Source organism: Streptomyces sp. C1-1 (genome assembly GCF_050214755.1).
Classification (GTDB): Bacteria; Actinomycetota; Actinomycetes; order Streptomycetales; family Streptomycetaceae; genus Streptomyces.
Genome location: NZ_CP189826.1, coordinates 103,016 through 115,542 on the forward strand (window position 1 = coordinate 103,016; position 12,527 = coordinate 115,542).

Genomic DNA, 12,527 nt, shown 5'->3' on the forward strand with positions numbered 1-12,527 from the left:
CGCGACTACCCGGCGGTAATGTCGCCACCCGCCGGACCCGAACACCGGCGAGTGAGCGCGAAGGGGCCCTCATGGCGACGGAGATGCCTGCGGAGACGGATGCCGCCGACGAGCGTTGGCGACGCATGTGGAGCCACCGCGAGCAGTTGCTCAAGGTGGCTCGGCGCAGGTCGATGAGCCGGGAGGACGCCGAGGACGCCGTGCACGAAGCGATGCTGCGCGCGGCGGAGCGGCCGGATCTCGACGATGAACGGCTCGGTGCGTGGCTGACGACCGTGACGATGCGGCTGTGCGTCGACCGGTACCGGCAGGTCAACCGCGAGGCCGAGGTCCGCGTCAGCCCGACGTTGATCGCGCCCGGTCCGGTGCCGGTGGAGGAGGCGGTGTGCGACCGGGCGGAGGCGAAGTGGCTTGCGGTGCGCAGCGGTGAGCTGCCCGCCCGGCAGGCGGAGGCGCTGTGGCTGAAGGCGGAGGACCTGGACGTCGGACAGGTCGCCGTGAAGATGGGACTGAGCTACCGCACCGTCGAGTCCCTGCTCGCCCGGGCCCGCCGAACCCTGCGCAACTCCCTGGCCGCGACCCTCGGCTTCGTGCTGTTCCTGCTCGGCCGCGGGCGCCTTAAGGCCGGCGGCAAGGCGCAGGCCGTGGCGGTCGCGTCGACGGCGGCGACGCTGGCGGTGGCGGGGTTCGTGCTGCCGTACGCGCTGGACGGGGGCGGCGGCACCACGACGGCTCCGCATCCTTCGGTGGCTCCCGGCGCGGGGGCCCTGCGGACCGACAGCACCGGCACCAGCCGGGCCCGGCAGTCACCGGCCCCCTCGGCCACGTCGACCACTCCCCCGGCGGCCGGGTCCCCCGGCGACGGAACGCAGGTGGGACCGCTGTCGGTCCCGCCTCTGCCGCAGGTCTCGGTGCCGACGGTCCCGAAGGTGGCGGGGGTACCCAGCGTGCCCACGGTGTCCGGACTGCCGACGGTCACGGATCTCCCCGACCTGCCCACCACGCCGGTCGAGTCCGCTGTCCCCGCCCCCGCGCTACCGTCCGCCCCACTGCCGACCCCGGCCCTGAGCGCGCTCCCGTCGGCCGCTTAACCCCACCCAAAACAGGGCGCAGGCCCGCCCGAATCCGCCCCGCGAGCCACCCCTGCGACCCCGCCCGTATCGACACCACAAGCCCACCCGAACCGCCCCTGCGGGACCTGTTCGAACGGTCCCGCGGGCCGTGCCCGAACCGTAGGGACCACCCAGGCACCGCCCGAGCAATCCCGCGGGCTCGCTCGAACCGGTCCCGCAAACCCCGCCCGCATCAACCCGCAGGCCACGCACCACGCACCCGCAGAGCCGCCCGCATCCCCTGCACAGGCCACACGCCCGCTCGGCCCGCGGCCCCCGCAGCCCCGCCCGAACCCACCCGCAGAGCCCCCTCAGGCCCCAGCCGAACTCCGCCCCGCAGACCCGCCCGAAAAAAATCCCGCTCCCGAGCGACGGACCGCCCGCCGCTCCCCGTAGAGCAGATGTCGGAGCAGCTCCACGGGCCGAGAGGTGGACCGGATGGGTGTCGAGATCTGTGTGGAAGGGCTGACCAAGTCCTTCGGTCACCAGGTCATCTGGCAGGACGTGTCGCTGACGCTGCCCGCCGGGGAGGTGTCCGTCATGCTCGGCCCCTCCGGCACGGGCAAGTCGGTGTTCCTCAAGACGCTCGTCGGGCTGCTGAAGCCGGACCGCGGCAGCGTGCGCATCGCGGGGCGGGACATCACGAAGCTTCGCGAGCACGAGTTGTACGAGGTGCGGAAGCTGTTCGGCGTGCTGTTCCAGGACGGCGCACTGTTCGGCTCGATGAATCTCTACGACAACATCGCGTTCCCGCTGCGCGAGCACACCCGCAAGTCCGAGAGCGAGATCCGCCGCATCGTGCTGGAGAAGATGGACATGGTCGGGTTGATCGGGTCGGAGCCGAAACTCCCCGGCGAGATATCCGGCGGGATGCGGAAACGGGCCGGGCTCGCACGCGCCCTCGTCCTCGACCCCGAGATCATCCTCTTCGACGAGCCCGACTCCGGCCTCGATCCCGTCCGAGTCGCCTATCTCAACCAGCTCATCGTCGACCTCAACGCGCAGATCGACGCGACCTTCCTGATCGTCACCCACGACATCGCCTCTGCCCGCCAAGTCCCCGACAACATCGGCCTGTTGTTCCGGCGCGAGCTGGTCATGTTCGGGCCGCGGGAAGAGCTGCTGACCAGTGACGAGCCGGTCGTGCGGCAGTTCCTGAACGGGCGGATGCAGGGCCCGATCGGCATGGCGGAGGAGAAGGACGCCGCCCAGGTCGAGCAGGAGCTGGCCCAACTGGGCAACGGCACACAGACTCCCGGCAGCCAGGCTCTGACTCCCCGCCTGCTGCCGGGCCCAGGCATCCTCCGACCGCCCCGCTGGGACGCGATCGCCGAGCGAGAAGCGGAGTTGCGGCGGCGGAAGGCGGTGGCGGACGTATGAGACTGTCACCGACCGGTGCGCTGCGGCAGTCGGGGAACCTGTTCGCGATGGCGCTGGACGTCGTCCGGACGATGCCCCGACGGCCGTTCCAGGCAAGGGAGTTCATCCAGCAGGCCTGGTTCATCGCGAGCGTCACCATCCTGCCGACCGCCCTCGTCTCCATCCCCTTCGGCGCCGTCATCGCGCTGCAGATCGGCAGTCTGACGCGACAGCTCGGCGCCCAGTCCTTCTCGGGCGCCGCCTCGGTCCTCGCCGTACTGCGCGAGGCCTCGCCGATCGTCACCGCGCTGCTGATCGCGGGCGCGGGCGGCACGGCGATCTGCGCGGACCTCGGGGCACGGAAGATCCGCGAGGAGATCGACGCGATGCAGGTCCTCGGCATCGACCCCGTCCACCGGCTGGTCGTCCCACGGGTGCTCGCGTCCATGGTCGTCGCCGTACTGCTCAACGGTCTGGTGTCCGTGGTCGGCGTCGCCGGCGGCTACTTCTTCAACGTCGTTCTGCAGAACGGCACTCCGGGCGCCTACCTCGCCTCCTTCACCACCCTCGCCCAGCTCTCCGACCTGTGGGCGGCCGAGATCAAGGCACTCGTCTTCGGGGCGATCGCGGCGATCGTCGCCTCGTACAAGGGACTTACCGCGAAGGGCGGCCCGAAGGGTGTCGGCGACGCCGTGAACCAGTCCGTGGTGATCACCTTCATGTTGCTGTTCGTGACGAACTTCGTGATGACCGCGGTGTACTTCCAAGTCGTCCCGCAGAGGGGCTGAGGCATGGCGCTGTTCGACAGTCTCGAGGCGCTGGGGCGCCAACTCTCCTTCTACGGCCGCTCATTGGCCTGGACGGGCCGCACCCTGCGGCGCTACAAGAAGGAGATCCTGCGGCTGCTCGCCGAAGTGAGCTTCGGCCGCGGCGCCCTCGCGGTCGTGGGCGGCACGGTCGGCGTCATCGCGTTCCTGTCGTTCTTCACCGGAACGGAGGTGGGCCTGCAGGGATACGCCGCGCTGAACCAGCTGGGCACCTCCAACTTCGTGGCGTTCCTGTCGGCGTACTTCAACACTCGGGAGATCGCACCCCTGGTGGCCGGACTCGCGCTCTCCGCGACCGTCGGCGCGGGCTTCACCGCCCAGCTCGGCGCGATGCGGATCAGCGAGGAGACCGACGCCCTGGAGGTCATGGGCGTGCCCTCGCTGCCGTTCCTGGTGACCACGCGGATGATCGCCGGCTTCGTCGCCGTGATCCCGCTGTACGTGATCGGCCTGCTGTCCTCGTACCTCGCCGCCCGCACCATCACCACCGGCTACTACGGCCAGTCGGCGGGCACCTACGACCACTACTTCTCCCAGTACCTGCCGCCGGTCGACGTCCTGTGGTCCTTCGGCAAGGTGCTCGTCTTCGCCGTCCTGATCATCCTCGTGCACTGCTTCTACGGCTACTACGCGAGCGGCGGCCCGGCGGGCGTCGGCGTCGCGGTGGGCCGCGCGGTGCGGACCTCAATCGTGGCGATCAACGTCCTCGACTTCTTCCTGTCGCTCGCGATCTGGGGCGCCAACACGACCGTACGGATTGCGGGGTGAGCCGTATGAGGGTACTGAGACTGCGGTTGTACGGCGTGGTGTTCCTCGCCGTCCTCGCACTGTTGCTGTCGCTGTCCGTCGCCGTGTACCGGCAGGCGTTCACCCCGGTCGTGCGGATCAAGCTGGAGGCCGACAGCCTCGGCAACCAGCTCGACCCGCGCGCCGACGTCAAGCTGCGCAGCCTGCTGGTCGGCGAGGTGCGCTCGGTGCACGCCGACGGGACGAAGGCGACGCTCGACATCGCGCTCAAGCCCCAGTACGTCGCCGACATCCCCTCCGACGTGCACGCACGCCTGCTGCCGAAGACGCTGTTCGGCGAGAAGTACGTCGACCTGGTCGCGCCCGCGCACGCCTCGGCCCGGTCCATCCGCGCCGGCGACGTCATCACCCAGGACCGCACCCGCGTCGGCATCGAGGTGCAGCAGCTGATGAACGACCTGCTGCCGCTGCTGCGGACCGTGCAGCCCGGCAAGCTCAACGCCACGCTCTCCGCCTTCGCCACCGCCCTCGAGGGCCGCGGCGACCGGATCGGCGACAACCTCACACGCGTGGAGGCCTACCTGCACCGCCTCAATCCCCATCTGCCGTCCCTCACCGAGGACTTCGCCCGTCTGGCCGACGTCGCGGAGGTGTACGGCGATGCGGCCCCCGACTTGATGGAGATCCTTCGCAACACCGTCACCACCAGCCGCACGCTGGTCGAGGAGCGGGACCGGCTCGCGAGCGCGCTCACCACGACGGCGACGGCCGCGGACACCGCGGACGGCTTCCTCGACGCGAACGGCGACCGGCTGATCACCCTCGGCCGGGTCTCCCGCCCCACCCTGGCGCTCTTCGCCCGCTACTCCCCCGAGTACCCGTGCCTCCTGGCCGGCCTGGTCCACGAGGAACAGGCCTCCGATCAGGCGTTCCGGGGCGGCAGGATGCACATCACACTCGAAGTCGTACGGCAGCAGGGCGCGTACCAGCCCGGGGAGGAGCCGCAATACGGCGAGCATTCGGGGCCGAACTGCCGTGATCTGCCCGGCCCGCAGGTGCCGTCCCCCGGAACGCACCTCAACGACGGCTCGAAGCAGGGGAGTTCGTCCCCGCTCGGCGTCTCCGCCACCCGGGCCGAGCAGCGGGCCGTCGGCTCGCTGGTGTCGCCGGTGATGGGCGTGCCGGCCGACGAGGTGCCGCCGGTCGCGACGCTGCTGTTCGGGCCGATGGCGCGCGGGACGGCGGTGAGTGTGGCATGAGGACCACCCCGGCCCGGCAGACCGCGCCTCCCCTGGTCAAGTTCGGCGTCTTCGCGCTGGTCACGATCGCGGCGACGGCCCTGCTGGCCGCCACCATCGTCAACGTCTCCTTCACCCCCGAGCGCACGTACCGTGCCGTCTTCAGCGATGTCACCGGCCTGGAGAAGGGCGACGACATCCGGGTCGCCGGGGTGCGGGTCGGCGAGGTCGAGGGCATCCGGATCAAGGACCGGATGCTGGCGGAGATCACCTTCACTGTCGGCGCGGACCGCCCGCTGCTCACCAGCACCCATGCGGTCATCCGCTACCGCAACCTGGTCGGACAGCGGTACGTCGCCCTGACCGAGGGCGCGGGTGACGGCACCCGGCTGAGGCCCGGGGCCACCATCCCGCTGAAGCGCACGCAGCCCGCGCTGGACCTCAACGCCCTGCTGAACGGCTTCAAACCGCTGTTCGCCGCGCTCAGCCCGCAGGACGTCAACCAGCTCGCCACCGAGATCATCAAGACGCTGCAGGGCGAGGGCGGCACCGTCAACAGCCTTCTGGTGCACACGGCCTCGCTCACCACGACGCTCGCCGACCGCGACAAGCTGATCGGCTCGGTGATCGACAACCTCAACACCGTGCTGGGGACGCTGGACAAGCGCGGCACCCGCTTCTCCGGGCTGCTCAAGCAGCTGCGGCGGGTGATCTCCGGACTGTCCGCCGACCGCAAGCCGATCGGCGAGTCGCTGGTGAACATCGGCGATCTGACGGACGCCACCTCTGGGCTGCTGACGGACGCGCGGCCGCCGTTGAAGGACGACATCGCCCAACTGACCGATGTCACCGGGACGTTGAACGACAACGAGAAGACCGTGGAGGGCGTGCTGAAGCGGCTGCCGAACAAGCTCAACGCACTGACGGGGACCGCGTCGTACGGCTCGTGGTTCAACTTCTATCTCTGCGACTTCGACGGCCGGATCGTGCTGCCGAAGACGAAGCAGGTGCTGACCCCCGACATGCACGTGGCGAGGGCGAGGTGCGGATCGTGACGCGCAAGCAGCGCCCGGAGCCCCTGATGAAGGTGCGCATCGACCCGCCGAAGCTGCCGACCCTACGGCTCCCTCGTCGGGCACCTCGCCCGAGCAGGCCGGAACCCCTGATGAGGGTCCGCATCGACCCGCCGAAGCTGCCCAGACCACGGCTTCCCCGGCGAGCACCACGCCCCGGTAAGCCGCAGCCGAAGCCTCAGCCGATGATGAAGGTCCGCATCGATCCGCCCAGGCTCCCGCGCATACGGCTCCGGCGCCCCCGCCTGATCCCCTTCCGCGAGCGCAACCCGGTCGTCATCGGTGCCGTGGGCCTCACCGTCCTCGCGCTGCTGACGGTGGCCGCGTTCAACGCCGACAGCCTCCCCTTCATCGGTGACGGAAAGACGTACAGCGCGGCCTTCTCGGAGGCCGGCGGTCTCAAGCCCGGCGACGAGGTGCGGATCGCCGGGGTGAAGGTCGGCAAGGTCGAGGACGTCGACCTGGACGGCGACCACGTCAAGGTGACCTTCAAGGTCAAGGGCGACCTGGCTTTCGGCATGGAGACCGGTGCGTCGATCCGGGTCAAGACGATCCTCGGCGCGAAGTACCTGGCCCTGCGGCCGAAGGGGCCGGGCCAGTTGAGCCCCGGCAGCGAGATACCGCTGCGGCGCACGGTGGCGGCGTACGACGTCGTGCAGGCCTTCAGCGACCTCACCACCACCTCGGAGAAGGTCGACACCGAGCAGCTGGCGAAGGCCCTGGACACCATCTCCACCACCTTCCAGGACTCGCCCGCCGAGGTTCGCGCGTCCATCAAGGGCCTGTCGCGGATCTCCCGCACGGTGGCCTCGCGCGACAAGGCCCTCGGTGAACTCCTCGACCACGCCAACGGCACCACTGGTGTACTCGCCGACCGCTCCAAGGATTTCACCGCCCTCGTCAAGGACGGCAACAGCCTGTTCAAGGAGATCAGCAAGCGCCGTACGGCGATCCACAAGCTGCTGAAGACCTCGGCCACGCTCGGCATCGAGCTCTCCGGCCTGGTCGACGACAACGACAAGGAGATCGGGCCCGCGCTCAGGGGCCTGAACCGTGTGGTGCAGATGCTCGAACGCAACCAGTCCAGCCTGGACCGCAGCGTGAAGCTGCTCGCGCCGTACGTCCGGGTCTTCACCAACACCCTCGGAAACGGCCGCTGGTTCGACTCCTACGTCCAGAACCTGGTCGCCGCTCCGGTGGTCCCGAAGACGGGAGGGGGGCAGTGAGGAGGAACCTGGTTCTGGTCACCGTTGTGGCGCTGATCGCTGCGCTCACCTACGCACTGTGGCCGCGCCCCGGGAAGATCCACGTCACCGCGTACTTCCCGCGCACCGTCGGCATCTACCCCGGCTCGGACGTCCGTGTCCTCGGCGTCCGCATCGGCGAGGTCCGGAAGATCACTCCCGAGGGCCACCGGGTGCGCGTCGAGTTCGAGTACGACGAAGGGCGCAAGGTCCCCGCCGACGCGAAGGCCGCGATCATCAACTCCTCGGTGGTCAGCGACCGTTACGTGCAACTACTGCCGGTGTACCGGAAGGGCCCGGTCCTGCGGAACGGCGCCGTCATCCCCGAGAAGCGCACCGCCGTACCCGTGGAACTGGACCGCGTCTTCGACAGCCTGCACACCACGGCGGACGCCCTCGGTCCCAAGGGCGCCAACAAGGACGGCTCCCTGTCGCGGCTGCTCGGGGTCAGCGCCGACAACCTCGACGGACAGGGCGAGAACCTCAACCAGACGGTCCAGGACCTCTCGCAGGCGGTCACCACACTGTCGGACGGCCGCACGGACCTGTTCGGCACGGTACGGAACCTGCAGGTGTTCACGGCGGCGCTGGCGGCCGACGACAACGGCGTGCGGTCGTTCAACACCAGCCTCGCCAAGGTCGCCGAGCAGCTCTCGGGCGAGCGCAAGGACCTCGCGGCGGCGCTCACGAACCTCGCCACGGCGCTGGGTGACGTGTCCGCCTTCGTGAAGAAGAACAAGAAGTCGCTGACCTCGGACGTGAAGGGCCTCAGCAAGGTGACCAAGGTGCTCGTCACCCAACGGGCCGCGCTGGACGAGCTGTTGACGGTCGCGCCCGTCGGTCTGTCCAACCTGAACAACACCTACAACCCGTCCTCCGGCACCCTCGACACCCGCAACAACGCCCAGCAGGCCCAGGATCCGGCCTCGCTCCTGTGCTCGCTGCTCAGGACGACGGGCGACGAAGGCGGCAAGAACCCCGACTGCAAGGAGCTGACGAAACTCTTCGACTCCCTGCCCGAACTTCCCACGCAGGGCACCGCGGTGACGGGCACGACCGACAGGACGCTCGGCGGGATCCTGGGGGCGAGCGCATGAGCATACGACGCAAGGCGGGAACCTTCGCCTGGGCGGCGGTCGGCTCGCTGCTGCTGTCCGGCTGCGAGTTCAACGGCTGGTACGACGTCCCGCTGCCCGGCGGTGCCGCCGACGACGGGCACGCCTACCACGTCACCGTAGAGTTCCGTGACGTCCTGGACCTGGTGCCGCAGTCGGCGGTGAAGGTCGACGACGTGACCGTGGGCGCGGTCGAGAAAGTGCAGCTGGACGGCTGGCACGCGCGTGTACGGCTCAGGGTCGCCGACTCGGTGAAGCTGCCCGCCAACGCGGTGGCGGAACTGCGCCAGACCAGCCTGCTCGGCGAGAAGTACGTGGCGCTCGCCGCCCCGACCGGCACGGCCCCCGTGGGCCGGCTGCGCGACGGCGACCGCATCCCGCTGTCCCGCAGCGGCCGCAACCCGGAGGTCGAGGAGGTGCTGTCCGCGTTGTCCGCGCTGCTCAACGGCGGTGGGGTGGCCCAGCTCAAGACGATCACCGTGGAGTTGAACAAGGCCCTGGACGGCCGGGAGAACCGGGTCCGGTCGCTGCTGAAGGAGCTGAACACGTTCGTCGGCGGACTGGACGAGCAGAAGGCGGACATCGTCCACGCGATCAAGGCCGTCGACCGGCTCGCGGGGCGGCTCGGCAAGGAGAAGGAGACCATTGCCAAGGCCGTCGACACGATGCCGCCCGCGCTGAAGGTCCTGGCCGGCGAGCGGCGCAAGCTGACGAAGATGCTCACCGCCCTGTCGAAGCTCGGCAAGACCGGCACCAAGGTGGTCGAGGCCTCGCACGACGACACGGTCGCGAACCTCAAGAAGCTCCGGCCGATCCTGCAGCAGCTGAACAAGGCGGGCAGCGACCTGCCCAACTCCCTCGAGCTGCTGACCACTTACCCGTTCCCGCGCAGCGCCACGGAGGCGGTCAAGGGCGACTACGTCAACCTCCACCTCACCGCGGACCTCGACCTCGCGGACCTGTACGGGAACGTGGCGGGCGGCGACTCCGGTGGGGACAAGGGTGGTTCGCAGCCGCCGAGCACGCCCGACGTGCCGGATCTCCCGGACGTCCCGGACGTCCCGGACCTGCCGAGCGTCCCCACACCGACCGCGCTGCCGAGCACGCCGGGCCTGCCGACCCCCTCGGCCTCCTCGGGCGGCGGCGACGTGCTGTGCCCGCCCGTGTGCACAAGCGCCTACTCCACCGGCGCCCGCGCACCCGAGGGGATCGACCTCGCGCTCGCCGAGCTGATGCTGAAGGGGGTCCAGCCGTGATCACCCGTACCGTCAAGGCACAGTTGCTCGCCTTCGCCGCCGTCACCGCTGTCGGGGTGTCGTACGTCGGCGCCGAGTACACCGGCCTGGTGGACAGCCTCCTGGACCGCGGCTACACCGTGCGGGCCGACTTCGCCGACTCCGGGGGCATCTTCCCGGGCGCCGAGGTCACCTACCGCGGGGTGCCGGTGGGCCGCGTCGGCTCGCTGGGACTGACCGGCGACGACGGTGTGTCGGTCGCCCTCGACATCAAGGACGGGGCGCCGCGCATCCCGGCGGACACCCTCGCCGTGGTCGCCAACCGCTCGGCGGTGGGTGAGCAGTACGTCGACCTGCAGCCGCGCACTTCGCACGGCCCGTACCTCCTCGACGGCAGCGCGATCCCGCGGGGCAGCACCCGGGTGCCGCTGCCCACCACCGACCTCGTCCTCAGCCTGGACCGGCTGGTGAACTCCGTCGGCAAGGACGATCTCCGGGTCACCGTCAACGAGTTGGGCAAGGCCTTCAATGGCACCGGCCCCGACCTGAGCCGGCTGGTGGACTCCGGCAACGCGCTCGTCGAGTCGGCGTCCGACTCGCTGCCCCAGACGATCTCGCTGATCGAGGACTCCCGGAAGGTCCTCAAGACGCAGGCCGACCAGGGCTCGTCGATCAAGTCGTTCGCGCACGATCTGGCGCTGCTCACCGAGCAGTTGAAGTCGAGCGACGGGGACCTGCGCAAGCTGATCGGCAATGCCGCGCCGGCCGCGCAGGAGGTCAACTCCCTGCTGAAGTCGACCGGTCCGCAGCTTTCGGTCCTGCTGGCCAACCTGATCAGCGGCGGCCAGGTCACACTGGCCCACCTGCCCGGCGTCGAGCAGGCGCTCGTCACCTTCCCGGCGCTGGTCTCGGGCAGCTACACGGTCGTCCCGGGCGACGGAACCTTCCACTTCGGCCTTGTGGTGAACGCCGACGACCCGGCGCCGTGCACCCGGGGATACGGCACGACCCGGCGGGACCCCTCGGACACCGGCACGCGCGCGGCGAACACCGACGCGCGCTGCACCGCCCCGCGCGGCAGCAAGACCTCGGTACGGGGCGCGCAGAACGCCCCCGGCGCACGCTCAGCTTCGGGCGGCGCGAACCAGGCGGCGTACGTCACGCCGTACGACCCGGAGACCGGCACCGCGACCGGCCCGGACGGAAGGCCCGTCGAGATCGGCTCGACGGGCGGCCAGCAGACGGTGTTCGGAAAGGAGTCGTGGCAATGGCTGCTAGTCGGTCCTATGGCCTGACCGTGAAGGAACTCGGCGGGAGCGGGAAGGCACTCACGGTCGGACTCGTCGTGGCGACCCTCCTGACCACGGCAGCCGCTCTCTGGCTGAGCCTGCGCCTCTACGACCAGCACGAGAAGGACATGCGGCGCCAGGACATCCTGTCTGCCGCCCGCCAGTCCGCGCTGAACTTCACCTCGCTCGACTACCGGCACTACGACCGGGACAGCGCCAACGTCCTCGAGAGCGCCACCGGCGACTTCAAGAAGCAGTTCAGCGCGCAGACCCAGGACCTGACCAAGCTCGTCGCCGAGAACAGGTCGGTCTCCGAGGGGCAGGTCCTCGACGCCGGCATCGTCCGCTCCGCCGCGCACTCGGCCCGCGTCCTGGTGGTCGCCGACAGCAAGGTCACCAACACTGCCGTGCCCAAGGGGGAGGCCCGCACCTATCGGCTGCAGCTCGACCTGGTCTACCGGGACGGGCGCTGGCTGACCTCCGACGTCGAGTTCGTGGGCTGACCCGCACCACCGGTCACCACCACCAGTGAGGAGTACGACGATGGCGAACCCGACAGCCCGCAGCCGCGCGATGAACGCGGCCACCCGTGCGGCGGCCAAGCGCACCCGGCGGGTCGAGGACCCGAAGCAGCCCGAGGAACCCCTCACCGGGCGCACCCTGACGATCGACCCGCCGGCCGCGGACGGCTGGGAGGACCCGCCGGAGCCGTCACCCGAGGGCCTGACGGACGAGGTGCCGGCCCGCCCGTCCCGGCGGTGGCTGCTCACCGCGGTGCTCGGCGCCCTCCTGGTCATGGGCCTGGTCGCGGTCTCGGTGCTCGGCTGGCAGTACGGGCAGGAGCGGCGCGCCGAGAGCGCCCGGGCGCAGGCCCTGACGGCCGCGCGCAAGGCGGCGCCGGTCGTGCTGTCGTACGACTACCGGCATCTGGACCGCGACTTCACCCGGGCGCGTGATCGGCTGACCGGGCACTTCCGGGACGAGTACGGGAAGACGACGGCGAGTGTGGTCGGGCCGACGGCGAAGAAGTACCACGGGGTGGTGAAGGCGTCGGTCACCGCGGCCTCCGTCGTCTCGGCGGCACCGGACAGGGTCACCGTCCTGCTCTTCGTCAACCAGGTCACGCAGAGCACCCAGGTCTCGGGCTCCCGCCTGGACCTGAACCGGGTGCGGATGACGATGAGCCGTACGTCCGACGGCTGGAAGGTGATCGCCGTGGACGCGCTCTGATCAGCCTCTTCGGCCCGCCCCCGCGCCCTCCGCGCGGGGGCGTTTTTGTGCGGGCTCT

At 70.2% G+C, this 12,527-nt stretch carries 12 protein-coding genes; all 12 read left to right on the plus strand.

Annotated features, from left to right (window positions below; all coding sequences use genetic code 11):
- The first annotated feature begins 71 nt into the window (after positions 1-71).
- The 12 genes from ACQF4J_RS00550 (at position 72) to ACQF4J_RS00605 (ending at position 12,469) form a co-directional block, all read left to right on the plus strand.
- Positions 72-1,091 carry a sigma-70 family RNA polymerase sigma factor gene (locus tag ACQF4J_RS00550; protein WP_427164141.1) on the plus strand — a complete coding sequence of 340 codons (1,020 nt, stop codon included), beginning with the start codon at positions 72-74 and terminating at the stop codon, positions 1,089-1,091.
- A gap of 459 nt (positions 1,092-1,550) precedes the next feature.
- Positions 1,551-2,492 (plus strand): ABC transporter ATP-binding protein, encoded by a 942-nt coding sequence (locus ACQF4J_RS00555; protein ID WP_427164142.1) that lies wholly within the window; start codon positions 1,551-1,553, stop codon positions 2,490-2,492.
- Positions 2,489-3,259: an MlaE family ABC transporter permease gene (locus ACQF4J_RS00560; RefSeq protein WP_361264054.1), complete on the plus strand. Its 771-nt coding sequence runs from the start codon at positions 2,489-2,491 to the stop codon at positions 3,257-3,259. Before ACQF4J_RS00555 ends, ACQF4J_RS00560 begins: the two co-directional genes overlap by 4 nt.
- Positions 3,260-3,262: 3 nt before the next feature.
- A complete protein-coding gene (locus ACQF4J_RS00565; protein WP_142146582.1) occupies positions 3,263-4,066 on the plus strand; it encodes an MlaE family ABC transporter permease in 804 nt (267 codons plus the stop codon).
- A gap of 5 nt (positions 4,067-4,071) precedes the next feature.
- A complete protein-coding gene (locus ACQF4J_RS00570) occupies positions 4,072-5,304 on the plus strand; it encodes an MCE family protein (protein ID WP_427164144.1) in 1,233 nt (410 codons plus the stop codon).
- Positions 5,301-6,338 carry an MCE family protein gene (locus ACQF4J_RS00575; RefSeq protein ID WP_427164145.1) on the plus strand — a complete coding sequence of 346 codons (1,038 nt, stop codon included), beginning with the start codon at positions 5,301-5,303 and terminating at the stop codon, positions 6,336-6,338. The genes ACQF4J_RS00570 and ACQF4J_RS00575 overlap by 4 nt, the downstream gene beginning before the upstream one ends.
- Positions 6,339-6,541: 203 nt before the next feature.
- The gene (locus ACQF4J_RS00580) at positions 6,542-7,582 is read left to right on the plus strand and encodes an MCE family protein (RefSeq protein WP_427164146.1); all 1,041 of its coding nucleotides are present in this window, start codon (positions 6,542-6,544) and stop codon (positions 7,580-7,582) included.
- An 8-nt stretch (positions 7,583-7,590) separates the two neighbouring features.
- Positions 7,591-8,697 carry an MCE family protein gene (locus ACQF4J_RS00585; RefSeq protein WP_427168543.1) on the plus strand — a complete coding sequence of 369 codons (1,107 nt, stop codon included), beginning with the start codon at positions 7,591-7,593 and terminating at the stop codon, positions 8,695-8,697.
- On the plus strand, positions 8,694-9,971 hold the full coding sequence (locus tag ACQF4J_RS00590) for an MCE family protein (protein WP_427164147.1): 1,278 nt from the start codon (positions 8,694-8,696) through the stop codon (positions 9,969-9,971). Before ACQF4J_RS00585 ends, ACQF4J_RS00590 begins: the two co-directional genes overlap by 4 nt.
- Positions 9,968-11,245: an MCE family protein gene (locus tag ACQF4J_RS00595; protein ID WP_427164149.1), complete on the plus strand. Its 1,278-nt coding sequence runs from the start codon at positions 9,968-9,970 to the stop codon at positions 11,243-11,245. Before ACQF4J_RS00590 ends, ACQF4J_RS00595 begins: the two co-directional genes overlap by 4 nt.
- On the plus strand, positions 11,218-11,742 hold the full coding sequence (locus ACQF4J_RS00600) for a hypothetical protein (RefSeq protein ID WP_351581873.1): 525 nt from the start codon (positions 11,218-11,220) through the stop codon (positions 11,740-11,742). Before ACQF4J_RS00595 ends, ACQF4J_RS00600 begins: the two co-directional genes overlap by 28 nt.
- Before the next feature lie 40 nt (positions 11,743-11,782).
- On the plus strand, positions 11,783-12,469 hold the full coding sequence (locus ACQF4J_RS00605; RefSeq protein ID WP_427164150.1) for a hypothetical protein: 687 nt from the start codon (positions 11,783-11,785) through the stop codon (positions 12,467-12,469).
- Positions 12,470-12,527 lie beyond the last annotated feature (58 nt).